Annotated in this window: 21 protein-coding genes; 6 read left to right on the top strand and 15 right to left on the bottom strand. The window is 55.6% G+C overall.

Translation table 11 applies throughout. The features are described from left to right. The first annotated feature begins 69 nt into the window (after nucleotides 1-69). From rpmB to CA832_RS13395, 5 genes are all read left to right on the top strand, one after another. Nucleotides 70-306: a 50S ribosomal protein L28 gene (gene rpmB, locus CA832_RS13415; protein ID WP_088342153.1), complete on the top strand. Its 237-nt coding sequence runs from the start codon at nucleotides 70-72 to the stop codon at nucleotides 304-306. 26 nt (nucleotides 307-332) lie between these two features. Continuing rightward, complete coding sequence (gene rpmG / locus CA832_RS13410; protein ID WP_088342152.1) at nucleotides 333-515, top strand: 50S ribosomal protein L33; 183 nt, start codon at nucleotides 333-335, stop codon at nucleotides 513-515. 9 nt (nucleotides 516-524) lie between these two features. Then, nucleotides 525-677: a DUF4295 domain-containing protein gene (locus CA832_RS13405; RefSeq protein ID WP_088342151.1), complete on the top strand. Its 153-nt coding sequence runs from the start codon at nucleotides 525-527 to the stop codon at nucleotides 675-677. A 126-nt stretch (nucleotides 678-803) separates the two neighbouring features. Beyond that, nucleotides 804-1,766, top strand: a complete 963-nt coding sequence (ftsY, locus tag CA832_RS13400) for a signal recognition particle-docking protein FtsY (RefSeq protein WP_088342150.1) — start codon at nucleotides 804-806, stop codon at nucleotides 1,764-1,766. Between the two features lie 63 nt (nucleotides 1,767-1,829). Next, complete coding sequence (locus CA832_RS13395; RefSeq protein WP_233131823.1) at nucleotides 1,830-3,584, top strand: amidase family protein; 1,755 nt, start codon at nucleotides 1,830-1,832, stop codon at nucleotides 3,582-3,584. Nucleotides 3,585-3,586: 2 nt separating this feature from the next. Here CA832_RS13395 and CA832_RS13390 read toward each other — a convergent pair whose 3' ends face one another. Further along, nucleotides 3,587-4,705, bottom strand: coding sequence for a serine hydrolase domain-containing protein (locus CA832_RS13390; protein ID WP_233131821.1), 1,119 nt, complete (start codon nucleotides 4,703-4,705; stop codon nucleotides 3,587-3,589). 91 nt (nucleotides 4,706-4,796) lie between these two features. Here CA832_RS13390 and rimO point away from each other — a divergent pair, with 91 nt between their 5' ends. Next, the gene (gene rimO / locus CA832_RS13385) at nucleotides 4,797-6,098 is read left to right on the top strand and encodes a 30S ribosomal protein S12 methylthiotransferase RimO (RefSeq protein WP_088342147.1); all 1,302 of its coding nucleotides are present in this window, start codon (nucleotides 4,797-4,799) and stop codon (nucleotides 6,096-6,098) included. 3 nt (nucleotides 6,099-6,101) lie between these two features. On the opposite strand, the gene CA832_RS13380 is transcribed toward rimO, so the two are convergent. The 14 genes from CA832_RS13380 to CA832_RS13315 form a co-directional block, all read right to left on the bottom strand. Then, nucleotides 6,102-8,207 (bottom strand): DUF349 domain-containing protein, encoded by a 2,106-nt coding sequence (locus CA832_RS13380; protein WP_088342146.1) that lies wholly within the window; start codon nucleotides 8,205-8,207, stop codon nucleotides 6,102-6,104. Nucleotides 8,208-8,299: 92 nt separating this feature from the next. Then, entirely contained in the window at nucleotides 8,300-9,031 is a 732-nt protein-coding gene (locus CA832_RS13375; RefSeq protein ID WP_088342294.1) for a shikimate dehydrogenase family protein, read from the bottom strand. Beyond that, nucleotides 9,024-10,043: a DUF368 domain-containing protein gene (locus CA832_RS13370; RefSeq protein WP_088342145.1), complete on the bottom strand. Its 1,020-nt coding sequence runs from the start codon at nucleotides 10,041-10,043 to the stop codon at nucleotides 9,024-9,026. Before CA832_RS13370 ends, CA832_RS13375 begins: the two co-directional genes overlap by 8 nt. Next, nucleotides 10,043-10,972, bottom strand: a complete 930-nt coding sequence (locus CA832_RS13365) for a DUF368 domain-containing protein (RefSeq protein WP_088342144.1) — start codon at nucleotides 10,970-10,972, stop codon at nucleotides 10,043-10,045. Before CA832_RS13365 ends, CA832_RS13370 begins: the two co-directional genes overlap by 1 nt. Nucleotides 10,973-10,999: 27 nt before the next feature. After that, nucleotides 11,000-12,400, bottom strand: a complete 1,401-nt coding sequence (locus CA832_RS13360) for a tetratricopeptide repeat protein (RefSeq protein WP_088342143.1) — start codon at nucleotides 12,398-12,400, stop codon at nucleotides 11,000-11,002. An 86-nt stretch (nucleotides 12,401-12,486) separates the two neighbouring features. Beyond that, a complete protein-coding gene (locus CA832_RS13355; protein WP_088342142.1) occupies nucleotides 12,487-13,680 on the bottom strand; it encodes an aspartate aminotransferase family protein in 1,194 nt (397 codons plus the stop codon). Continuing rightward, on the bottom strand, nucleotides 13,670-15,355 hold the full coding sequence (locus CA832_RS13350) for an OstA-like protein (RefSeq protein ID WP_394335755.1): 1,686 nt from the start codon (nucleotides 15,353-15,355) through the stop codon (nucleotides 13,670-13,672). The genes CA832_RS13355 and CA832_RS13350 overlap by 11 nt, the downstream gene beginning before the upstream one ends. A gap of 73 nt (nucleotides 15,356-15,428) precedes the next feature. Next, complete coding sequence (locus tag CA832_RS13345) at nucleotides 15,429-16,703, bottom strand: adenylosuccinate synthase (protein ID WP_088342141.1); 1,275 nt, start codon at nucleotides 16,701-16,703, stop codon at nucleotides 15,429-15,431. Beyond that, nucleotides 16,700-17,170, bottom strand: coding sequence for a Fur family transcriptional regulator (locus CA832_RS13340; RefSeq protein WP_088342140.1), 471 nt, complete (start codon nucleotides 17,168-17,170; stop codon nucleotides 16,700-16,702). The genes CA832_RS13345 and CA832_RS13340 overlap by 4 nt, the downstream gene beginning before the upstream one ends. Nucleotides 17,171-17,255: 85 nt before the next feature. Then, complete coding sequence (locus tag CA832_RS13335; protein WP_088342139.1) at nucleotides 17,256-19,463, bottom strand: RelA/SpoT family protein; 2,208 nt, start codon at nucleotides 19,461-19,463, stop codon at nucleotides 17,256-17,258. Nucleotides 19,464-19,638: 175 nt separating this feature from the next. Further along, complete coding sequence (locus CA832_RS13330; RefSeq protein WP_088342138.1) at nucleotides 19,639-20,151, bottom strand: GyrI-like domain-containing protein; 513 nt, start codon at nucleotides 20,149-20,151, stop codon at nucleotides 19,639-19,641. After that, a complete protein-coding gene (locus tag CA832_RS13325) occupies nucleotides 20,130-21,443 on the bottom strand; it encodes an ADP-ribosylglycohydrolase family protein (protein WP_088342292.1) in 1,314 nt (437 codons plus the stop codon). Before CA832_RS13325 ends, CA832_RS13330 begins: the two co-directional genes overlap by 22 nt. Nucleotides 21,444-21,507: 64 nt before the next feature. Beyond that, nucleotides 21,508-22,494, bottom strand: a complete 987-nt coding sequence (locus CA832_RS13320) for a bestrophin family protein (RefSeq protein WP_088342137.1) — start codon at nucleotides 22,492-22,494, stop codon at nucleotides 21,508-21,510. Nucleotides 22,495-22,554: 60 nt separating this feature from the next. Continuing rightward, nucleotides 22,555-23,814 carry a M48 family metallopeptidase gene (locus CA832_RS13315; RefSeq protein WP_088342136.1) on the bottom strand — a complete coding sequence of 420 codons (1,260 nt, stop codon included), beginning with the start codon at nucleotides 23,812-23,814 and terminating at the stop codon, nucleotides 22,555-22,557. Nucleotide 23,815: the final 1 nt, after the last annotated feature.

Raw genomic sequence — 23,815 nt, 5'->3', positions numbered from 1 at the left:
AAGAAGTTTGCGGGTACGCTAAAAATGCTGTAAATTTGCAGCCTGTTTTGAACCAAGAAGTGTAGCGCTATGTCCAAAGTCTGCGAACTCACCGGGAAAAAGGCCCAATTCGGGAACAATGTTTCTTTTTCCATCAATAAGACCAAAAGAAGGTTTGACGTAAACCTTTCCAAAAAGCGGTTCTACATCCCTGAGGAAGACCGCTGGATTACGCTGAAGGTCTCTGCAAAGGCTTTGAAAGCGATCAACAAGAAGGGGATTTCCGCGGTGCTGAAAGAAGCAAAGCAAAAGGGAATCCTTCAGTAACCACCCGCCCCTAAAGCAACGCGAAGATGGCAAAGAAAGGCAACAGAGTACAGGTGATCCTCGAGTGCACCGAGCACAAGGAGTCCGGGATGCCCGGAACTTCCCGGTATATCACCACCAAGAACAAGAAGAACACGCCGGACCGGATGGAATTGAAGAAATTCAACCCGATCCTCAAGCGTATGACCGTACATAAGGAAATTAAATAATTTCGAACCATGGCTAAGAAAACCGTAGCAACACTGCAATCCTCTTCCAAGAGGCTCACCAAGGCCATCAAGATGGTAAAATCCCCTAAGTCCGGAGCCTACACCTTCGTAGAAGCGGTAATGGCACCCGAGTTAGTTAACGAATGGCTGTCCCAGAAATAAGACCGGCCACGTATACAAGTCAAAGCCTTCCCCCGGGAAGGCTTTTTTTATGACTGCCTTTTTGCGTTTTTTACCCCAACCCGGGTTTTAAGAATATCCTATCTTTACATCCCATCCTGAGACCCCATGAGTTTATTCAAGAAAATCTTTTCCTCGGATAAGAAGGAAACCCTGGACAAGGGCCTGGAGAAGTCCAGCACGAGTTTTTTCTCCAAGCTGAGTAAGGCCGTGGTCGGCAAGTCCAAGGTAGACGACCAGGTGCTGGACGAACTGGAAGAAGTGCTGGTACGGTCCGATGTGGGGGTCAATACCACCCTGAAGATCATCGAGCGGATCGAAGCCCGGGTGTCCCGGGACAAGTACCTGGGCACCGAAGAGCTGGACCGCATCCTGCGTGAAGAAATAGCCGGGTTGCTGTCCGAAACGGAGTCCGGGGAGGCCTCGGAACTCCAACTGCCCGAGGTGGAAGGCCCCTATGTCATTATGGTAGTGGGGGTAAACGGGGTAGGCAAGACCACCACCATTGGTAAACTGGCCCACCAGTTTAAGTTACAAGGTAAAAATGTCGTATTGGGAGCTGCGGATACCTTCCGGGCGGCTGCTATTGAGCAACTCGAGATCTGGGCCGGAAGGGTAGGGGTCCCCATCGTAAAGCAGAAGATGGGCAGCGACCCGGCGTCGGTGGCTTTCGATACCCTGACCTCGGCGGTTTCCCAGGGGGCCGATGTGGTCCTGGTGGACACGGCCGGGCGGTTACACAACAAGGTAAACCTGATGAACGAGCTCTCCAAGGTAAAGCGGGTGATGCAGAAAGTGATCCCGGACGCGCCCCATGAGGTTTTGCTGGTTCTGGATGGGTCTACAGGCCAGAATGCCTTCGAACAGGCCCGCCAATTTACCCAGGCAACCGAGGTCAATGCTCTGGCTATTACCAAGCTGGACGGTACCGCCAAAGGGGGAGTGGTAATCGGGATTTCCGACCAGTTCCAGATTCCGGTGAAATACATTGGCGTTGGGGAAGGACTTGAAGATTTACAGGTCTTTAATAAATACGAATTCGTAGATTCGTTTTTCCAGGCCAAAAGCTGATACCGGGGATGGTTCCGGGTTGCAGTGGGAGGCGCTGGCAGCTTTCACCTAAAAACCCGGGATATGAAAACCCAACCCACCTTCTTTCCACCTCGTGCACTCGGGGTATTTACCGTTGTATTATTTCTTATCATGTCAGGCTGCCAGGACGTGAAAACCGTCCCTGAGCCACAGGAAGTACCCGATACCCCTGAGGTAATCCCACCAGAAACAACCCAGGCCCCTTCCCTTTGGGAGCCCTACGACCAGGGGCCCGAGCTGGAAGCAAACCGGGACCACCCCATTGCCAGGATGCGCTATAAGCTTATCCAATCCCGGATAAGCGATAAGAATACGATTTTCGAACCCCTGGCAGGAGCTTCCAAAGCTCTGGACCCGCAGCGGTATGAACAGCTTCGGGACTGGGTTCTGCCTCGCAGTATCCCGGAAATCCAGGAGGATATCCGGGGCGGGCTTTATACGTACGAGGAACTAACCCTGTTTTTCCTCTCCCGTATCTACAGGTACGAACTAAACCGGGATACCTACCTCAATACCATTTTGGCACTGAACCCTGAGGCCATTGCCCAGGCACGTCGCTCCGACAGCCTGCTGGCCGCCAACCCGGGGGCCCCGCGCCACCCGGTTTTCGGGATGCCCGTATTGCTCAAGGACAACATCGATACCGAGGGGATGCCCACCACGGCCGGGGCCCTTGCCCTTGCGGACCATACCCCTGAAGATGCCTTTATCGTACAACAACTGAAGGGAAAAGGGGCTGTTATCCTGGGGAAGGTCAACCTGAGCGAGTGGGCCTATTATTTCTGTTCCGGATGCCCCGTGGGTTACAGCGCCATAGGCGGGCAAACCCTGAACCCTTACGGCAGGCGCCAGTTCGAAACCGGGGGCTCCAGCTCGGGCAGTGGAACAGCTATCGCCGCCGGCTATGCCATTGCAGCGGTAGGGACTGAGACTTCGGGATCCATCCTTTCCCCTTCGGGCCAGAATTCGGTGGTGGGTCTGAAGCCTACTGTGGGCGTGTTGAGCCGGACCGGGATTGTCCCCATCTCCGGGACCCTGGATACCCCTGGCCCCATGACCCGTTTTGTTTCGGATACCGGGATCCTCCTGGATGCCATGATGGGATACGACGAGCAGGATACCAAATCGGTCAATGCCCAGTATGAGGGCCAGTGGTACCTCCCGGAAGATACCTCCCTGGCCGGGTTGCGGTTCGGGGTTTTCGAATCCTTACTGGAGTCGGATAGCCTCTACCGAGTGGCCGTGGATGCCCTGCGAGCCGCCGGGGCGCAGATCGTACCGTTTACCCCTCCGGATACCGAGTTGGAAGGGTTTACCCAACTCCTGAACGGGGATATGCGGCAGGATTTGCCGCAGTACCTGTCTGACCGGGTCCGGGATACGGCTGCCGTTCCGGTTGCCTCGGTGGCAGACGTAATTGCTTTTAACCGGGAGGACAGCCTGCTGCGCGCGCCATACGGACAAGGACGGCTTGAGGGAATCCTTGCCGACACCACCCCGGCAGACAGCTTGCCGGTGCTCCGCAGACGGCTGCAGCGCCTCGGTATGGGATTTTTCGAAGGGGCTTTCCAGGAAGGGGTGCACGCTGTCCTGAGCGTCAACAACCAGCACGCCGGGCTGGCCGCCGTGGCCCGATACCCGGCCCTGGGGGTACCCATGGGATACCGCCCGGACGGCCAACCGGCCAACCTGACGTTTATCGCCCGCCGTTTTCAGGAGTTGGAGCTGCTCCGGTACGGGGCAGGCTTTGAAGCCCTGGGTCCTTTTCGGCAAATGCCGCAGGGGTACACAGATTAAGTTTAAAGCCGCAAATAGGCATTCAGGTGTTGCCAAAGGGTATTGTCGTAGCTTGAGGGCCCTGCCTGATTGGCCCCGGCATCATTGCCCATCCGGATCACCACCAGGTCCATGGAAGGGACCAGGTAGAGTTTCTGGTCATTTTTACCCAACCCTGCCACCATGTCCTCCGGGGCGTCGGGAAATAAAGGTCCGTCAAAACCTTCACGGGAGCCCGGAAGCATATAACCCGGCTGGCCGTTGAGCCACCATAGGTACCCGTAGGATCGGTTCAGGTTCTGGGAAGGTGTCAGCATAGCTTGTTGATAAGCCCGGTCGGAGAGGATAACCTGCTCCCCCCAGGTGCCCTTATTTAGAACCAGCCACCCGAAACGGGCCATACTCCTTGCCGTACTGAAATAGACATTGTTTTTTCCATTGGTACTTCTCCAGAAGCCATCCATCCCGATAGGGTCCCGCAGTTTACGGTTGAAGTAGGCACTCCATGTTTCCCCGGATGCAGCCGATACTACGGACTCCAATAGCGTATAGGGTCCGTTGTGGTAGGCCCAGCGGGTTCCGGCATTGGCAAGGTAGCGGAGACAATCGGGTTCCACGCAGTCGAAGAATAGTTCATTAAGTCCCGTGGTCATGCGCAATTGGTGACCTATGGTAATAAGGTTTTCCTGCTGCAGGGCCCCGGCAGTCCAACCTTCCCCTAAGTACTCTGAGGTCTGGTCCTCCAGCTGTAGCAGGCCGTCTTCCCGGGCCTGGCCAACGGTGAATGCGGTGAGCGTTTTACCCGCAGAGGCCCAGTACCAGACACTGTCTTGGGTGAAGGTGCCAAAATAGGTTTCCCGGGCCATGCGCCCTCCCACAAGGATGATAAATGCCTTGGTGCCGCTCTCCTCCAGGAATTCGTCAAGAGCCATGCCCGCATCGGCATCCCACCCCAGATTCGAAGGGGAGAGGGTTTCCCATACTACCCCCGGGTCATCAGAAGGAAAATAGGGTTGGGAAACGGGGTCGGGCATGTCCGGGACGGGTTCGGCATCGTTGGAGCAGGCCTGTGATAACCCCAGGCACAAAACCCCGGCCAGGAACATTCTAACGGACTTCTGATAAAAGTATGAGTGCTTCATAGCCCTATAACGTCCGGGCGCGGCAAATTCGTCTGCCCCTATGCGCAATACACGCTTAAGTTTGTACCTTTGCGCCCTCATTGTAAGCTATATGCGCACCAAATCCAGTAAACGGAACCGCATCAATGTCGTCACCCTCGGGTGCTCCAAGAATCTGTACGATTCTGAGGTCCTGATGGGGCAACTCAAGGCCGGCAACAAAGACGTGGTCCACGAAGGCGAGGGCAATATCGTGGTGATCAACACCTGTGGGTTTATCGACAATGCCAAGGAGGAAAGCGTCAACACCATCCTGGATTACGTGCAGCGCAAGGAAGATGGGTTGGTAGACCAGGTTTTTGTGACCGGTTGCCTGAGCGAGCGCTACAAGCCGGACCTGGAAAAGGAAATCCCCAATGTGGATGCCTATTTCGGCACCCGGGACCTGCCCCGGCTGCTTAAGGCCCTGGGGGCCGATTACCGGCACGAATTGGTAGGGGAGCGGCTGACTACTACCCCTTCCCACTACGCATACCTGAAAATCGCTGAGGGGTGCGACCGCCCCTGCTCCTTCTGTGCCATCCCGCTGATGCGGGGCAAGCACCGGAGCAAGCCGGTGGAGGAATTGGTGGAGGAAACCCGTCAACTGGCGGCCAAAGGCGTGCGAGAACTCATCCTAATTGCCCAGGACCTGACCTATTACGGCCTCGACCTCTATCGCGAACGGGCCCTGGCCCGCCTGCTGCGGGAACTGGCCAGGATAGAGGGGATCGACTGGATCCGGCTGCATTATGCCTTTCCGGCGGGCTTCCCCATGGATGTCCTTCAGGTGATGCGGGAAGAGCCCAAGGTCTGCAACTATATCGATATCCCTCTCCAGCATATTTCCGATCCCATCCTGAGAAGTATGCGCCGCGGGACCACCCAGGCCCGGACCGAGAAACTATTGGCGGACTTCCGCGAGGCCGTTCCGGAGATGGCCATCCGTACCACCCTGATAGTAGGGTATCCGGGGGAGACAGAGGCGGATTTCCAAACCCTTATGGATTGGGTGGAACGCACCCGGTTCGACCGCCTGGGCTGTTTCACCTACAGCCATGAGGAGAATACCCATGCCTTTGGGCTGGAAGACGATGTCCCGGCGGAAGTAAAACAGGAACGGGCCAATGCGGTTATGGAACTGCAGGCGCGTATTTCCTGGGAAGCCAACCAGAAGCGCATCGGGCAGCGTCTCAAGTGTATTATAGACCGCAAGGAAGGGGACCACTATGTGGGCAGGACGGAATACGATTCCCCGGACGTGGACAATGAGGTGCGTATCCCGGCCGGATCGGCGTATCTGAGGGTTGGGGATTTTGCCACTGTCCGCATCACAGAAGCCACGGATTATGACCTTTACGGGGTGGTGGAATAGGTTTTATTCCTCTTCCTGACTTTCGCGTTCCAGGTTGTGCCTGAGGATGTTGAGCTTCTTTAATTTGGCTTTCCACGAATCCAGCGCGGCTTTCTGGCGGTCGATCTTTTCTACCACCTCCTGTACCAGGGGGTTGCCTTCAGTACTCCCCGAAAAAAACTCCAGGTTGTTTTCCAACTGGCGGATTTCGTTTTTATACTCTTCGATCCGTTTGCGGATGGCCTGCCTTTCGTATTCCACAGCCCTGGCGTCCTCCTCTTTGGCCAGTTGCTGGATCTTATTGCCGTATTTGATGATTTCAGCCTCCTCCCGGGAGATCCCGAGCTTGCGCATCAGGGCCTCGACAATCTTGAAGAATTTGGAATTCAGGTGTTTGCGGTTGTTGGGAACCCGGCCGTGGGATTTCCACCGGCCGATAAAATCCCGGATTTTTTCCAGGTCTTTTTCCTTGTCCCCGCTGAGCTGGAATGCTTTGAGTTCCTCCAGGATACCATCCTTGGCCCTGAGGTTTTCCTGCTGACCTTCCTGAGCGGAATTGCGCTGGGCATGGAGCCGGTCGAAGTAGTGGTTGCACGCTTCCTTGAACTGCTTCCAGATTTTGTCGGAATACTTGCGGGGCACATGCCCCACCTGTTTCCATTCCTTCTGGATTTGTTTCATTTTGGGGGTGGTGGCATCCCAGTCTTCGCTGTCCTTCAACGCAAGGGCTTGATCCAGTAAGGCGCGCTTTCGATCCAGGTTGGTCTGTTGTTCTTTTTTGAGGGTCTTGTAAAAGGCGTTCTTGTTCCGGTTGAACTGCCGGACCGCCCCCTTGAACGCCTGCCAGGTGGGTTCGTTGTCCTTTTGGGGAACTTTGCCGGCCTGGAAGAATTGTTCCCTGAGGGCTTCCACTTCGCGGATCTGCTGTTGGATCCCCCGGTGGTTATCGGCAGCTGCCCCTGCAATAGCAGCAATTTTATCGATGAGGTCTTTTTTGACCTCCAGGTTAGCCTCATACCGCTTCTCCAGTTCCTGGTCCTGCTCCTGCCGCCTTTGGTGCATGGCCCGCGTAGCCGCACTGAAGCGCTCCCAGATGGCTTTTCGGTGTTCCTTGGCCACAGGCCCCAATTCCTCTTTCCAGACCTTGTGCAGGGTCTGCAGCTCCCGGAAGGCACGGCTGAGGTCCGGATCCTCCACCAGGGCCTCAGCCCGGGCTACGATTTTTTCCTTTTCCTCCAGGTTGTGCTTAAAGTCCAGGTCGCGCAGTTCGCGGTTTAAGGAGAGGAAATCGTAGAAGATCTCCACGTGGTGCTGGTAGGTTCGCCAAACATCGTTGTAGCGGTTACGGGGGATGGGCCCCGCTTTGCGCCACCGGTCCTGGAGGGCCTTAAAATTCTTGTAGGTAGAGTTCATGTCCTCCTCCATGTTGACCAGGCCTTTGAGCTCTTCTATGATCTCCAGACGGGCTTCCAGGTTTTCCTGGAGCTGGGCATCCAGGCTGCGGTAATACTGGTTGCGTTTTTCCCGGTATTCCGCATAGAGCTCATTGAATTGCCGTTTGGTAACCGAGGTATACCGGAAGTCGCTTTCCAGGCCTCCCCGGTCTATAAACTCTTCTTTTTTGTGCTCCAGGAAGTCCTGGAATTTCAGGTCGAACTCGTGTTTGATGGCATCGACATGCCTGCGGATGGCCTGTACCTTTTCGGTGCGCATCAGCCGCTGCAGTTCCCCTACCAGGTTTTCCATACTCAGGGCATGGTAGTCCAGGAAAGGGATGTGGTGGCGCCTTTCGTTCTCGGTGTCTTCGGCATCTTCGGCATTGGAGGCGTCAATATCGTCATCTCCTTCCCCGGCGTCATCGGATTTTTCAGGATTGTCGTCCGGATTTTCCACTTGGGTGGCTTCAGTCGCTTCAGGGACAACATCGACCGTTGCTTCCGCGGAATCGGGTTCGGGCTCCGGTTCTTCAGGGGTTTTATCCTTAGAGACTACGGTAGGTTCCTTAGATGGTGGGGCAGGCGCTTGCTCCGGGTCCACCTCAGGCCCCCCATGTGGAACAGCTTCAGTATTTTCGATTTGTTCTTTACCCCCTGCAGTTTCCTGCAGTTCTTTTTTTTCCTCTTCCGACATCACACAAGTTTTACGGCGTCCGGCAATCGCTTACCTAAGATACTAACAAAAGCGTTCTTAAAAAAGTAGGTCCCGCGAAGGCGGAGCGTCCCTTAGCGGTTCCAGAGGTCCCAGGCGCACTCTGCCTGGATCTGGAGCATCTCCAGCCCGTTTTTGATGCGCGCACCGGCTGCCTGGCCCCGGCTCAGAAAGGCGGTAAGGGGCGGGTTGTAGATCAGGTCGTAAAGCAGGTGGCGGCTGCCCAGCAGTTCGTAAGGCAGGGTGGGGCAGCGATCCGTATCCGGAAAGGTGCCCAGGGGGGTGCAATTCACCAGGAGGCTGTAGCGTTTCAGGGCCTCCCCGTTTATCTGGTCATAGGAAAGCTGGCCTTCAGAAGGGGTGCGGGAGACGTAGCAGACTTCGAGGCCCAGTTCACGCAATACGTAGGCTACAGCCCGGGAGGCGCCGCCCGTGCCCAGGATGAGAGCCCCCCGGTCTTCCGGTACAAGAAGGGGGGCCAGGGACTCGCGGAACCCAGCCGCGTCGGTGTTGTATCCCACTAGCTGCCCGGACTCAAAACAGATGGTATTCACTGCGCCGATGGCCGCCGCCACCGGGTCCAGCCGGTCCAGCAGCGGGACAACCGCCTGCTTATACGGGATGGTGACGTTTAAACCGGCCAGGCCCGGGGTGTGACGCAGCAGATGCGGTATCTGGGCAGGATCCTCCAGATCGAAGTTTTCGTAGCTATGGTCTTCCAGGCCCAACTGCTGGAACTTCTCCGAGAAGTACCCCCTGGAAAAGGAATACCCGATATTGCGGCCAATGAGTCCGAACCTACGCATTTTGTCCCCGTTTTTGCCCATACCACTCCAGGCCGATGAGGATGGCGATTCCCAGGGCGATGTAAAACAGTGCCCAGAGGTTTTCCGCCACAGCCATATCCGGGAGGTAACGCTCGTAATTCTGGATGATGGGGTCGCCGTTGGAATCCAGGATGCGCGACCCGTCCTGTGCCCGGGCCATGATGGTCCTTTTCCAGGGCCATACCACCCCGAGGGAACCCGTGATAAAGCCAATGATGGTTGCCGTGGTCATGTGCCGGTAGTGTTTCAGCACGTAGCCCAGCACGTGTGAGAGGGTAACCAGACCGGCAGCGGAACCGGCGGTGAACACGGCCAGGATCTTGAGTATTTCCAGGCGGGCCGTATTGCGGACGAAACTGAAATCGCCCCGGAAAACTTCCGCCAGGGTATCGTAGAGCCCGTTGACCGAATCGACCAGCAGCAGGACGTAATTGCCAAGCAAAATCAGGATAAAGGAACCGGATAGTCCTGGAAGGGTCATGCCTGATACGCTTATCATGCCGCAAAAGAAAATAAAGATCAGGTTGTCATTTTCCCGGGCAGGGGGGAGGAAACTGATGGAAACCCCCAATACCAGGCCAATAATCCCAAAGGGAAGGGTTTTTTTATTCCAATGCTCGAAGTCTTTGGAAATAAAGTAAATGGACCCGATAATCATCCCGAAAAAACAGGACCAGACGTAGAGCTCCTTGCGTTCGAGGAAGTAATCCAGGACCTGGGAAACGGAAAAATAGCTGAACAGCATCCCCAGGATAAGGATGGAGAGGAACGGGCCGTTCACATAGCGGTAGAAACTGCGAAACCGTCCGCCCAAAAGAAGGCGGAAGGCCTTCAGGTTTATTTTTTGCAGGGAGTAGATAAACTCCTCGTAAAACCCCACGACGAAGGCCACAATGCCGCCGGAGACCCCGGGGACCTTGTTGGCAGCCCCCATGGCGAGCCCTTTGATAAACAACAGGGTTTTGTCCGCTATGGATCTTTTGTGAAACATCAGGCTTCGGACTTCTTGCTTTTCGCCAGCCCTTCCAGCAGGAAAATCAGGGAAAACCCGGCCAGGGCCAGAGCCAGGGCGCCAAAGGTCTGGGGTTCGGAGGAATACTCCCAGGGCCATACCCCTGCCTCCCGGACCGGAATGGTTTTAGAATCGAATACCCGGGTTTCCAGGACCTCCTTCCAGGGCCAGATTTTCCGGAGGGACCCCAGGATAAAGCCCGTAAGCAGGGCCAGGGTGGCATTGCGGTAACGCGAGAACATCCATTTGAGCAGGCGGGCAAAACTCAGCAGGCCAAATACAGCTCCTGTGCCTACAATGAGGATAATCCGGAATTCCTGCTCGTGGACGGCATCCAAAACGGTTTTGTAGGAGCCCAGCAGGACCAGGATAAAGGCTCCCGAAATACCCGGGAGGATCATCGCACAAATGGCCAGGGCCCCTGAAAAAAAGAGGTAAACCAGGCCGTCCTGGTGCTCCGATACCGGGAGGGAGACCACAAGCCAGGCCAGGGCGGCACCCAGGAGGAACAATAACACGGCTGCTGCATCCCAACGGCCAATAGCCCTTCCTACGTAGATCACACTGGCCAGGACCAGGCCAAAGAAAAACGACCAGAGCAGCACCGGCTGGTTGGTGAGTAACCAGCTGATCCCCTTGGCCAGGGAGATGATGCTAATGCCAATCCCCGTGGCGACGGCCAGCAGGAAGTTCCCGTTAAGGGCCCTCCAGAATGCTTTGAAGCCGGAGGATTTCCACACCTTCAGCAAAGAAGGGCGGATGCCGTTAATGGAGGTGATCAGCTCTTCATAAATGCCCGAAATAAAGGCGATGGTCCCTCCGGAAACACCGGGGACCACATCGGCTGCGCCCATGGCCATGCCCTTGAGCACCAATACGAGAAGTTGTAAGGGGGTACGCGCGTTCATTCCGGATAAAAAGCAAAAGTAGCTTTTTTATTCGGATGCTTTCCGAACGTCCCGAAGGATTCCCTGCACCCAGGAAGCCCCGTAAAATTCCGGGTAGGCCTTCTTGAAGGATTTCAGTTTGGAGGGGGCCCTTTTAAAGGCGGCCTTCAGGTGTTGGGCGGCCAGGGAGGGTTTGCCCATCTTGTGGCAGATGCCTGCCAGCTGGTAGTTGATTTCCGCCGCTTCCGGATACTGTTCGGCCCCTTGCAGGAGCACTTCTGCCGCTGCTCCGTATTCCCCGCTATCCCGAAGCACGGAGGCCCAGCGCATCCAGATATCCAGTTCTGCATGTCCCAGTTCCACCGCCCGTTTGTAGGCATAATCGGCCTGGTCCAGTTCGCACAGCGCCTGGTGGATTAGCCCGCAGCGTTTCCAATACTGGGCGTTTTCCCCGTCTATGTTGATGGCTTTGTCTATGTATTCGAGGGCTTTGCGGTACTGGCGCTGGCGCAGGTAAAAGTCGGTAATGGCCAGCCACCCCTTGTCCAGTAACGGGTCTTCGTGTACGGTAAGGTAGTAGTAGTGCCGTGCCTGCTGATCCTGTCCGAGGCGTTCAAAACACCGCCCTATATGCAGATAGGCATGAGAGGTGGGGTCATCCAGTTCTATGGTGATGTTGTAATTGGCGATGGCTTCCTGGTAGCGACCCATCATCTCCAGCACCTTCCCCTTTTCGAAATAGGCCCCGATAAAGCTTTCGTCCGCAATGATGGCGAAATCGAAGGAGGAGAGGGCCTCGGGGTACATCTCCAGGGTAAAGTACTGCTTGCCCAGTTGGTGCCATGCCACCTGGCAATAAGGGTTGCGGTCCAGGTAGGTATTCAAAAACCGGATGGCACCTTCCGGGTCGTCCAGGAACTCATAGCAATAGACCACATTATACAGGGAAGCGTAATCTTCCGGATCGTGGGCAAGGCATTTCAGAAAACAGCCCTTGGCTTCGGTATAATTGTCCAGGAAGAGGTATTCCATCCCCATCAGGGAATAGATGTCGAAATCGTCCTCCACGAGCTCCAGGGCTTTTTTGAGGAAGTCTATAGCGCCCTGGTGGTTGTCTTTCTTGGATTGGATATTGGCCCGCTGGATGAGGATTTCCTCGTTTCGCCCGTCAATTTCCTGTAACTCATCCAGGATGGCCTCCGCTTTTCCCAGTTGGTTTTCAAAGACCAGCACTTCTACATGGAGCAAATGGAGTTGCAGGGCGTCCGGATGCTGCTGCATGCCCATACGGATGGCCTTTTTGGCCAGGGAAATTTTCCCGTGATTCAGGTAGTGATGGATGATGTCCTCAAAATCCTCTGCATCAAAAAAGTAGACCGCATCGGTCTTGAGCATGGATTCGAACTTAAGGATGGAAGGGTTGGGGGTTTCTCCGGAATCAAACGCCATACATGCCACTTTGGTTCTGTATGGACTTAAAAATAGATTTTTTGGGGGTCCCCCTTCCCCAAAAACGGGGTATTGTTATCAACAATTTAGTTAACAGCCCCTTCCTCATATCCGTCCAGGACCTCCAGGATCGTGCGGCACCCCTCCCGTATTTCGGCTTCCGACAGGGTCAGGGGCGGGCTAATCCGCACAGCTCTCGGCTCGAAGAGCAGCCAAAACAAGAGCACGCCCCGCCGCATGCATTCGGTTACGAGGTAGTTGGCCACGGCGGGCTGTTCCACCATGAGGGCCAGCATCAGACCCTTGCCGCGCACTTCGGTAATGAGGGGGTGCACCAGCAGGTTGCGGAACAGGGCTTCCTTGGCCGCAACGGCTGCCATCCACGGACCGGATTGCAGTTCCCGGAGGGTAGCCAGGGCAGCCGCAGCCACCACAGGGTTCCCCCCGAAGGTGGTGATGTGGCCCAGTTCGGGCTGGTGGGAGAGGGTTTCCATATGGGCGGCTGATGCCGTAAAGGCCCCTATGGGCAGGCCCGAGGCCATGCCCTTGCCCATCACCAGGATATCCGGGATACAATCGTATTGGCTGAATGCGAATAAGGAGCCCGTCCGGCCAAACCCGGGCTGGATTTCATCCAGGATAAGCAGGGCCCCGGTCTGGTCACACCGGTTGCGCACTTTTTTCAGATAGCCTTCTTCGGGAAGGATAAACCCGGCCCCGCCCTGGATGGTCTCCAGCACCACGGCAGCCGTTTCTTCTGTAATGCGTTCCAGGTCTTCCTCAGAATTGAAGCGGATATGGCGGACGCCGGGTATCAGGGGCCGGAAGGGAGCCATACGGGGTTCGTAGCTCATCAGGCTCAGGCTGCCCAGGGTGTTTCCGTGGTAGGCGTTTTCCGCGGCGATCCACTCGGTTCGCCCGGTCACACGCCTGGCGAGTTTCAGGGCCCCCTCCATAGCTTCGGTCCCGGAATTTACCAGGTAGGTGCGCTCCAGGGGTTCAGGGAGGGCCGCAGCCAATTCGCGGCACAGGGCAACGGCCGGCTCCAGGGCGAATTCCCCATAGACCATGACATGCATATACCGTTGCGCCTGTTCGGTTACGGCATGTACCACGGCGGGGTGGCAATGGCCGAGGGTACATGCAGAGACCCCGGCTATAAGGTCCAGGTATCGCTTCCCGCTGGTATCGTAGAGGTAACTCCCGGAAGCCCGATCGATTTGCAGTCCCAGCGGATACGGCCCGGTCTGCGCCTGAAATTTTAAAAAGTCAGGATTCACGGGGATTGGCTTTTGGGGGCTTCGGCCGGAGAGCTTTCTGGGGTTTCAGGGCCCCTGGGTTGGGCGTTGTGGGCGCTTCGGGCAGCTCTTCTTCCCGGTCTATGGGTTCGTCTACCCCCCGGATGCGCGGGAGTACCAGGTTGTTGTCCTCGGCATCAAAGAGGTCATCCTTGGAACGGATCCGCTCTTCCCCGCGCCAGATAAACCCGTCCAGCTGGCGTTGCCCCTGGGGGAAGTCCGCCTCCGGGTAAATGGTGCCGTCCGGGTCGGTGTAGAAGGTGATCTCTTCGATGTCGGACTGGGCCAGGGCCAGGCGGATGCTGCTGCATTTTGTCTTGTCTATCCCGATGAGTTTCCCGTCGTCGTCGTACATGTAGTAGACCACTTCTGTATTGCCTACCAGGTCTACCAGACGGAGTTCGTTTTCGATAAACTTGCCGAACAGGTCCCTGCCCTTGGCCTGGTTATAGCCCCGGTGGCCCACGGTGTCCTCGGAAATGATAAAAGCATTACGGATGACCTTCAGGGAGTCCAGTTTTTCCGTTTCCAGATTGGATATCAGGTGAATGCTGTCTCCGGTCATTTGGTTTTCCAGGTTCCAAAGCACGGGGTTGCGGATAAGTTGTGTAATGCCCGTGGTCTGGTCGAAGTGGATGGAATCGCATTTTCCGCTCAGGTCCGTTTTGTAGAAGCGGGCATTGCGGTAGGCCCTCAGGATCCGCGCATCGGGCTTCCCGGTAACCATCAGGGTGTCTCCATGCATGTAGAGGGAGTCCTGTTCCACCAGGGAAACCGATACGGCCCTGCGGGTTGCAAACAGCGAATCCTGTTCCCGGTGGACCTCGGCGTAATGCGCCCGGATAACCCCGTTGTTGATGGTATCGGTCACCACGATGTTGTTGGTTGCAGAGGCAAAGGAGGTCGCCTTGTCGAAGTACACGCTGTCTCCCTCTATGATGCGGTTGCTGTAGTGGATCTCGGTATTCTTGATGCCGTACCCCTGTTCGATCTTAGTGTCGTAAAACCCCCGTTCGAAGTACATCATATAGGTTTCCCCGGTAATGCGGGAGGGGCCATACATGTAGGCGTTTTTGGAGAGAGTGTAGTAATCCAGGCGGGCCGATTCCACTGTGTAGTCCGGGTTGTTTATCCGAACGGAATCCTCAAACTGGTACTTTTTGGGGATCAGGTAATACCGCCCCACCCGGCTGGTGAGGGTATTGACCGAATCCACAATGCGGCCGTGGTGTTCGTAGAAGGCCTCCTGCCGTTCCCGGTCGAAGAGCAGGGTGTCTGTGGTCAGGACATTACTGCGATTGGTCAGACGCACGTTTTCAAAGGCCTTGGCCTGTTTCAGGTTGCCGTCGTATTCCACAAACCCGCTGGTCATCAGCACCGAGTCCCCTTGTTTCATGCGGACATTCCCGATGGCTTCCAGCCGGTTTTCTTTCTGGTAAAGCAGGGCAAAGTCGCACCACAGGTCTGCCCCCTGGTGTTCAAACTGCACCTGGCGGGTATCCCGGCTGAAGATAGACGCACCGGGCCTCAGGGATTCGTCCTTGGTGAAGTTCCCCCCGTAGACAATCGTGATTTTCTTGCTTTGTGTGCTGTCTGCCTGTGCCTGGAGCGAACCCCAGCCAAGCAGGGCCGCCAGCGCGATCCATACCCCTTTCAACTTGCGGAATTTTAACCAAAAATAGCACAAAATAAACGGGAGGCTCACGCTTTCACACCCTTTTAGCAGTCGGTCAGGCCCTGTGGATGGTCTGCTTGCGGTCCGGCCCAACGGAGACGATGGATACCGGGGTGTCCAGTTCCTTCTCCAAAAAGGCGATGTAGGCCTTTAGTTCGGCCGGCAGCTGCCCGGATTCGGACATCCCGGTGAGGTCCTCCTTCCACCCTTTGAATTCGGTATAAATTGGGGTCAGGTGTTCGGCCTCCAGGGTATAGGGGAGGTGAGTGATCTTCTCTCCTTTGTAATTGTACCCGGTGCATACCTTTATGGTGTCGAAGCCGCTCAAGACATCGGCTTTCATCATCATCAGGCGGGTTACCCCATTGACCTGTACAGCGTATTTAAGGGCTACCAGGTCCAACCAGCCGCAACGCCTGGGGCGCCCTGTGGTGGCCCCGAATTCGCGCCCGACCCGGCCCATGGTTTCCCCATCCTGGTCGAAGAGTTCTGTAGGAAAAGGCCCGCTTCCCACCCGGGTGGTGTAGGCCTTGAAAATACCGAATACATCCCGGATGCTTCCCGGGGCAATCCCCAACCCGGTACATGCCCCGGCGGCTGTGGTGTTGGAAGAGGTCACAAAGGGATAGGTCCCGAAATCGATATCCAGCAGGGAGCCCTGCGCCCCTTCGGCGAGGATTTTCCTGCCGTCTCGTATAGCCTGGTGGAGGTAGGCTTCACTGTCTATAAACTGCAATTGCCTGAGGTGTTCCACCGATTCCAGGAATTCCGCTTCCAGTTCCTTCAGGTCGTACTGGATATCCACGTCGTAGAACGCAATCATTTTTTCGTGCTTGTCCGCCAACGCACGGTAGCGCTCTTTCCAGTCCGGCAACTCGAGGTCACCCACCCGCAGGCCGTTGCGTCCGGTTTTATCCATATAGGCCGGCCCGATACCTTTAAGGGTACTGCCAATTTTTGCCTTCCCTTTAGAGGCCTCGGAAGCGGCATCCAGCAGGCGGTGGGTAGGCAAAATCAGGTGGGCCTTCCTGGAAATCAGAAGGTTTTTGGTGACATCTATGGGGAAGGCTTCCAACTTTTCCAACTCCCGGCGGAAAATGACGGGGTCTATCACCACTCCATTGCCCACCAAGTTGATGGCCGTTGGGTGGAAAATCCCGGAAGGGATGGTATGCAGTACGTGTTTGATGCCGTCAAACTCCAGGGTGTGGCCAGCGTTTGGCCCACCCTGGAACCGGGCTATGATGTCGTAATTTCCGGTAAGAACGTCTACGATTTTTCCTTTTCCCTCGTCGCCCCACTGGAGGCCGAGCAGCAGATCTACGCTCATGAATCGGTTTCGGTTATTGGGTGTCCTTCTTCCTGGGGTTTGCGAATCCCATAGAAATAGAGTGAATGGTTGTTGATTTGAATATTGAAAACCTCTTCGATGGTCTGCTTGATAGACTGGATGCGCGGGTCGCAGAATTCGATCACTTCCCCGGTGTCGGTTAAGATCACATGGTCGTGCTGCCTGTCGAAATAGGATTTCTCGTATTGTGCCTGGTTCTTGCCAAACTGGTGTTTGCGGACCAGTTTACACTCGAGCAGCAGCTCAATGGTGTTGTACAAAGTGGCCCGGCTTACCCGGTAGTTCTTGTTTTTCATTTTGATATAGAGCGATTCGATATCAAAATGGTCGTCGCTGTCGTAGATCTCCTGGAGAATGGCGTAGCGTTCCGGGGTTTTACGGTGACCCTTCTCTTCTAAAAAGGCCGTAAAGACTCCCTTAACGATTTCCTGATCTTTTTTGGACATAAGAATTAGCTCTGTCGGCAGCTACAAAAATACGCTTTAATTGGGAATTCGGGCACATGGGGACGAAATCCCGCAGGGCCGTGGCTCAGGTGCGGTCTACCTTGTCGATCCCGTTGATCTTGCGCAGGTTTTCGATGAGCTTCTTAAGGATGTCCTTGTTCTTAACCACTACGGTGATCCGACCCTCGAAGGTCCCCCCTTGGGTGCTGAAGTTCAGGTTGCGCATGTTCACGTGCATTTCGTCCGAAATCACGTCCGTGATATGGTTGATCAGCCCCAGGTTGTCTATCCCGCTCATCCGGATCTCCGAGGTGAATTCCTCCTGGGTGGAATCGATCCACCGGGCAGGGATAATGCGGTAGGCGTAGTTGGACTGAAGGGAAATAGCATTGGGGCAGTTCTTTTTATGCACCTTGATCCCTTCGTTCACGCTTACAAAACCAAAAACATCGTCCCCCGGGATGGGCTTACAGCACTTCGAGAGGGTATAGCCCAGCTTTTCTTCCTCCTTGCCAAAGACCAGCATGTCGTAATTGGAAGTGATCTCCTCCCGGTTGATATCCCCCGGCTGGTGCTTCCGGCGCATCTTGTTTTTGAAGAAGCTGATAAAAGCATTGTTGTAGGAATTGGCGAATTCCCGCAGTTGCTGGTTGCCGATGGCCCCGTTGCCCACGCGGTAGAACAGGTCCAGGCTGGTCTGAAGCTTGAAGTACGCTACCATTTTGTTAACCACGTCTTCGGTGAGGTTCACCTTCAGGGATTTGAGTTTCCGCCTGAGGATGTCTTTGCCCTCGGTGGCCATTTCCTTTTTCTCCTCTTTCAGGGAAGAGCGGATTTTGGAGCGAGCCCGGGCGGTGGTGGCGTAATCGAGCCAGTTCTGGTTGGGTCGGGCGCTGTCCGAAGTAATGACCTCTACCTGGTCGCCGCTTTTCAGGGTGGTGTTGAGCGGTACCAGTTTGCCGTTTACCTTGGCTCCCCGCGTGTGCATGCCTACCTCCGTGTGGATGTTGAAGGCAAAATCCAGCGGGGTGGCCCCTTTGGGGAGGGATTTAAGGTCGCCCGTAGGGGTGAAGACAAAAATCTCCTTGGAATACAGGTTGAGTTTGAACTCCTCCACGAAATCCACCGCATTCCCGTTGGAACTCTCCAGGGCTTCCTGCAGGCGGTTCAGCCAAACCTCAATCCCCTGTTCTTTTTGTTCCCCGTGTTTGTATTTAAAATGGGCGGCGTACCCCTTCTCGGCGATCTCGTGCATGCGCTCCGAGCGGATCTGCACCTCTACCCACCTTCCTTTGGGCCCCATCACGGTAATGTGCAGGGCTTCGTAACCTGTGCTCTTGGGAGAGGAGATCCAATCCCGGAGCCGAACGGGGTTGGGGGTAAAGTGGTCTGTTACTATGGAGTAGATCTTCCAGGCCAGGAATTTCTCGTTCTTCCGGTCCGATTTGTAGATGATACGGATGGCAAATTTGTCGTAGACCTCGTCGAAGGAGATGTTCTTGGTCTGCATCTTCCTCCGGATGGAGTGGATGGATTTCATCCGCCCCTTGATCGTATAATGCAGGCCTTCCATATCCAGGGAGTCCTGAATTACTTTGGAAAAGGCCTCAATATACTGCTCCTGCTCCTCCTTGGTGTCCTCAATCTTGTTTTGGATGTCGTTGTACACATCAGGCTCGGTATATTTCAGGCTGAGGTCCTCTAATTCCGTTTTGATGTTGTACAGTCCGATCCTGTGGGCCAGAGGGGCATAGATATACAGGGTTTCCGAGGCAATTTTTACCTGCTTGTGTTCCGGCATGGAATCCATGGTGAGCAGGTTGTGGTACCTGTCGGCTATTTTGATGATGATGACCCGGACATCGTCGTGGAGGGTGAGCAGCATCTTGCGGAAATTCTCCGCCTGCTGGGAAATGTTCATGTCCTTCTTCAGGTGGGCAATCTTGGTAAGCCCGTCCACGATCCGGGCCACCGTTTCCCCGAAGATCTGCTCCAGGTCATTGAGGGTATAGGGGGTGTCCTCTACCACATCGTGAAGCAGGGCCGCTGCAATGGAAACGGCATCGAGGCCTATTTCCGAAGCCACAATCTTCGCCACGGCAATGGGGTGGAAGATATAGGCTTCCCCGGATTTGCGCCTCTGGTCCTTGTGGGCATCTACGGCCACGTCAAAAGCCTGCCGGATCAGTTTCTTGTCCTCCGGGGACAAGGTCTGATAGCTGATTCGCAGCAGTTCCTTATACTGCTTGGCGATCTCCTTGTTTTCCTGCTCTATGAGGGTTTCGGCAGCCATAGATTAAAAATAGCACAATTCTCCCTACTTCCAACAAAAACTGTGCCTTGCGTCCGTTGGGCGGTGTTCCCTGACGATTTGACCGTGATTCTGGTGGTTGCTGCTGGTGGGGTGCAGGGGGTGGGGGTAGTTTGGTGGGTGGGAGGGTGGGGGGACCCTGCACAGATAATCCCGGCTAACCGTTTGCCTTAACCGGTATCCAAATATGCTCCAGGGCGTCCGGATTATCCCGGTGGTAGTCAGGCCCCATAATGGCCAGGTGCGGACGGTTATCCAGCCGGAACCCTGATTTCGGGAGCCATTCTGTAAAGATACGTCCGTAAAAGACCGGGGTCGGTGCCATGGAGGCCCGGTAGGGAAATACGGCATACAGCCCTTCCGGGAGTATCAGGTATTCCGTTCCCTCTGGGGCATCCCCCTGGGCGGCAACAGGCACTGCTGCCCATTTGGTATAGCTCTTTTCCGGATCGAACGCATCAAAATACGCCAGCCCGTCGTAGACCTCCATGGAATACAAATCGCGGCCGATGCGTTCGGGAATCTCCTTTAATCCGGGCATAAAACGCCCCCAGAGTTCCCCGGTGCGGTCTAGGGCCACGCTCATCCTCAGGGATTTTCCGGCCAAAAGGGTTTCCGGGTGGGTTTGAAGGGTATAGTCCATGCGGGTCATTGCAGTGGAATGATCCATACCTTTTCCTCGGGATCTGTTTTTCCACCCATTTCCTTGGTGATTACCCTATCGGTAATAGCCATCCCTTTTGCGGCCATTTTGTCAAAGGTATCCTTGCCGTCATCCGGGAAATTTTGCCGGGTCCTGTGGATGTTGAAGCGGTCGGAAAGGGGTTGCCCGAAGGCCTGTTCCACTTTTTCCTTTCCCATCATAAAACCGAGTAGCCCGCCCCAGGTGGCTGTGGGGTTGTCCGAATCCCATCCGCAAAGCACCCCGATTTTGAGGGTTTGCTTCAGGTCGCCCTCCCCGTAGAAGTAGCTCACCAGGCTGGCTGCAAAATTGATGCCGGCGGCAAAACACCCATTGCAATAGAGGTTTTGGGAAGTGATGTCGTAACCGTCTGCCTCCTCCACCTGGTAGCGCTGGTAGATAGAATCCCGGGTTTGTTCCCAGGGGATGCCGCTTTTATAGAGCCCCAGGACATAATCGTACATGGCTGCAGGGTAATCCCCCTCGGTCAGGTGCCCGCGGGCGGTGGTAGCCATTTGCATCAATTGCGCTTTCGGATTAAGCCCTTCAGCAGGCGTGCCAGCCAGCGCGTGCAGGATCACATAGAACTCTGAGATTTGTGCAGCCCCGCCCCTGGCCGTGGTCCTGATGGGCAGGTGGGCCATTTCCAGGGCGATGTCCGGCCTGCCCGGGGCATATAGCCCGAAAATTTCCGTGGTGAGCTGCGCATCTATCATTTCGTAATGCGGGTTGCGCTCCGGGTCGCTGGTTTCGGGGGGCAGGACCCCCTGTTGCATCAAGTCAAAGGCCTGTTGGTTTGAAACCCAGAGGTAGTTTTCCTCCTCGGCGCGGATATGCCGGAGCCACCCGTCCCGGATTTGCTCCGGGTTTAGTCGGGTAGCTCCCGATTCGAATAGCAGGTACTGGTACATGTACTCGACATCTGTGTCATCGTCCGCACCCCAGACCTCTTCGGGCCCCCGAAGCACAAAATCGATGGTTTCGGACCAGCGGCTTATGGAATCCGGGTTGAAGATGCTGGGCTGGTCCGGTTTTCCCCAATCCTCACGGGTATAAAACGGCCCTGTCCGGATTTCCCCGATATTGCCGATTTTGTCCATTTCGGTTACCAGCCCGGTCCAGTTGGCGATGCATTGGGCCAGCCAGAACCCCTCCAGGCGGTCCTTGTAGTCGCTTCGGGAAATCATTACGGTATTTTCCGCTGATTCGGCCCCGGGGTCTCGCTTTTCCCCACAGGCCACAATCAGGAGCAGCAACGGCACTAGTACAGATATCCTCATGGTTAAAAAGGTTGGTTGGACCTCCAAGATAATCAAATGGACGGAACCCCGGGCAGCGGCCGGGCTACATCAAAAAGCCGTTCACGTCCACCACTGGTGGGGGTACCTCGGTTTCGCCCAGCATCTCCCTGAGGTCTATCTCTATGGCCCGGGCAATTGACGTGATGGGGACGTCGTTATAGGTGCCCTCGAAAGGGTTTTCCGAATAATCCCCAATCTTTTCCGTAAGGAAGAAAACCCAGATAATGATGCCTGCCAGTACCGGGCAAAGCCACCACATGCCAAGGGGTTGCCCTTGTAGGATATCCATCAACCCGAAAGGCACCAGAATACAGAACATCCAGGTAATCCAGAGTCCTGCCGAGGCATATTGCCTCGGGAACGGGAAATTCTTGATGCGTTCGGATTTCCCCTGGTCCTCGTAAAATGCGGTTATCAGGTGATGGAACTCCATGTGCCTGAAGTCCTCAAAATACCCTGCATTACGGAGTTCCTGCAAACGTTCGGACTGTATCCGGAGCAATTGCGTGGCGCTGTTCGCTGCTCCCTGTAACCCGGCCAATTCCGCCGGGCCTATCAGGGCTTTTAATTCGCTGTCCAAGTCGGTTCGCCCGCCTTCGCAAATCTCGGGAGCATACAGTCCTTTAACCCTGTTTTCGGTATGTTCCCACGGCCTGCTGGTGCGCAGCTGGTGACGCAAGGCCGTAAGCCATGCCAGATGACGGTACAAGAGTTCCTGCCGGACGGCACCGGCCTCGTTCCCATGGACAAAGGCCATAACGGCTGCCCCGAAACTCCGGCTGTTGTTCACAATGCTCCCCCATATTTTGCGGGCTTCCCAGGTTCGGTCGTAGGAGCTGTTGTTTTTAAATCCCAGGTAGAAGGCTACGGCAATGCCCACCACCCCCAGTGGCCCCCAGGGGATGTAGAGGGCAGTCCCCAGCAAATAGGATATTCCGGAAATGAGGGCCCCGTAGAGGGTGCCGAGGATAAAGGGCCATTTGGACCAGTTAAAGGTCATCCAAAAGCCATAGGTCTTTCTGATATACATACCTGTGGTCTGTTTGCCACTCAGGGCACCCCGAAAGGTAAGCAAAAGATTCGGGCCGCCTCAGGCGATGGGGGGCGTTGGTTCGGGCCTGGATTTCAGGTGGGCAATTCGGGCCGCGAGCGGGGGGTGGGAGTAATGGGCCACCACGTATGCAGGGTGGGGGGTGAGGTTGCTCAGGTGGTTGCGCGAGAGTTTTTTCAGGGAGCGGATCAGGGGTTCCGCGGCATAGGTTTCGCGGGCATACGCATCCGCCTGGAATTCAAACTTTCGGGAGAAATAATTCATCACCAGGCCCGTGACCTCAGAAATCGGGCTGTAGAGCAAGCCAAAGCTCAACAGGGCTGCATGGAAACTGGGGTTTTTCACCCCCAGCGCCAGGGAGAGTTCCGGGTGGTTGACAAAAACCGACAGCACATAGAGGGTTATCCCCGTTAACAGGATGGAGGCCAGCAAATTGATCAGGATATGCCGCCGTTTGTAATGCCCTACCTCATGGGCCAGGACGGCAACCACCTCCTCCTGCTCCAGGTCCCGGATCAGGGTGTCATACAAGGTGACGCGTTTCTGGCTGCCAAACCCCGAAAAGTAGGCATTGGCTTTGGTGGACCGGCGCGATCCGTCTATCACGAAGATTTTTTTCAACTCAAATCCCACTTTCCGTGCATACTGCTCAATCTGCGATTTCAAGGGCCCGTCTTCCAGGGGCTCCTGCCGGTTAAACAAGGGGACAATCAGCCGGCTGTAGAACAAGTTCATCCCCACGCTGAATACCGCAATCAGCCCCCAGGCGTAGAGCCAGAACCCGCTACCGGCCCACTGATAGAACACCAGGATGGCCGTAAGCAGGCCTCCGCCAACAACCAGGGCCAATAGCCACCCTTTTAATTTGTCGGTCCAGAACAGGGCCGGGGTGGTCTTATTAAAGCCGAAACGCTCCTCAATGACAAAGGTGTGGTAATAGCTTAATGGGGTGGTGAGCAAATCGGAGAGGACAAAGACAATCCCGAAAAAGGCAAGAGCCTGCAGGAGAGGGTGTGTGCTTACTGAGGTCGCCATGGCGTCTATCCACCCGAAACCGCCCAACAGGAGAAACGCGAGCATTCCAAAGGTGGAAAGGGCCGAGGACCATTGGCCAAAGCGGTAGTTGGCTTTCTTGTATTCCTGGGATTTCCGGTATTCCGCCTCGTCGTATAACCCGGCCACCTCAGGGGGCAGGGGGGCGTCGAACCGCTTGGCGTTGAGGTATTCCAATACGGTGTCTATGGCATACTGGACCAACAGGATGCCTGCAATGAGGTATAGCAGGAAGGTTGCCGACATG

The sequence above is a fragment of the Robiginitalea sediminis genome (assembly GCF_002198115.1).
GTDB classification, from domain to species: domain Bacteria; phylum Bacteroidota; class Bacteroidia; order Flavobacteriales; family Flavobacteriaceae; genus Robiginitalea; species Robiginitalea sediminis.
This window is presented reverse-complemented; position numbering and strand designations above follow the sequence as displayed.

Excerpts from the sequence above, each read along its gene's own strand:
- rpmB (WP_088342153.1), top strand. The coding sequence starts at position 70 with ATGTCCAAAGTCTGCGAACTCACCGGGAAAAAGGCCCAATTCGGGAAC.
- rpmG (WP_088342152.1), top strand. The coding sequence starts at position 333 with ATGGCAAAGAAAGGCAACAGAGTACAGGTGATCCTCGAGTGCACCGAG.
- CA832_RS13405 (WP_088342151.1), top strand. The coding sequence starts at position 525 with ATGGCTAAGAAAACCGTAGCAACACTGCAATCCTCTTCCAAGAGGCTC.
- ftsY (WP_088342150.1), top strand. The coding sequence starts at position 804 with ATGAGTTTATTCAAGAAAATCTTTTCCTCGGATAAGAAGGAAACCCTG.
- CA832_RS13395 (WP_233131823.1), top strand. The coding sequence starts at position 1,830 with ATGAAAACCCAACCCACCTTCTTTCCACCTCGTGCACTCGGGGTATTT.
- CA832_RS13390 (WP_233131821.1), bottom strand. The coding sequence starts at position 4,705 with ATGAAGCACTCATACTTTTATCAGAAGTCCGTTAGAATGTTCCTGGCC.
- rimO (WP_088342147.1), top strand. The coding sequence starts at position 4,797 with ATGCGCACCAAATCCAGTAAACGGAACCGCATCAATGTCGTCACCCTC.
- CA832_RS13380 (WP_088342146.1), bottom strand. The coding sequence starts at position 8,207 with ATGTCGGAAGAGGAAAAAAAAGAACTGCAGGAAACTGCAGGGGGTAAA.
- CA832_RS13375 (WP_088342294.1), bottom strand. The coding sequence starts at position 9,031 with ATGCGTAGGTTCGGACTCATTGGCCGCAATATCGGGTATTCCTTTTCC.
- CA832_RS13370 (WP_088342145.1), bottom strand. The coding sequence starts at position 10,043 with ATGTTTCACAAAAGATCCATAGCGGACAAAACCCTGTTGTTTATCAAA.
- CA832_RS13365 (WP_088342144.1), bottom strand. The coding sequence starts at position 10,972 with ATGAACGCGCGTACCCCCTTACAACTTCTCGTATTGGTGCTCAAGGGC.
- CA832_RS13360 (WP_088342143.1), bottom strand. The coding sequence starts at position 12,400 with ATGGCGTTTGATTCCGGAGAAACCCCCAACCCTTCCATCCTTAAGTTC.
- CA832_RS13345 (WP_088342141.1), bottom strand. The coding sequence starts at position 16,703 with ATGAGCGTAGATCTGCTGCTCGGCCTCCAGTGGGGCGACGAGGGAAAA.
- CA832_RS13340 (WP_088342140.1), bottom strand. The coding sequence starts at position 17,170 with ATGTCCAAAAAAGATCAGGAAATCGTTAAGGGAGTCTTTACGGCCTTT.
- CA832_RS13335 (WP_088342139.1), bottom strand. The coding sequence starts at position 19,463 with ATGGCTGCCGAAACCCTCATAGAGCAGGAAAACAAGGAGATCGCCAAG.
- CA832_RS13330 (WP_088342138.1), bottom strand. The coding sequence starts at position 20,151 with ATGGATCATTCCACTGCAATGACCCGCATGGACTATACCCTTCAAACC.
- CA832_RS13325 (WP_088342292.1), bottom strand. The coding sequence starts at position 21,443 with ATGAGGATATCTGTACTAGTGCCGTTGCTGCTCCTGATTGTGGCCTGT.
- CA832_RS13320 (WP_088342137.1), bottom strand. The coding sequence starts at position 22,494 with ATGTATATCAGAAAGACCTATGGCTTTTGGATGACCTTTAACTGGTCC.
- CA832_RS13315 (WP_088342136.1), bottom strand. The coding sequence starts at position 23,814 with ATGTCGGCAACCTTCCTGCTATACCTCATTGCAGGCATCCTGTTGGTC.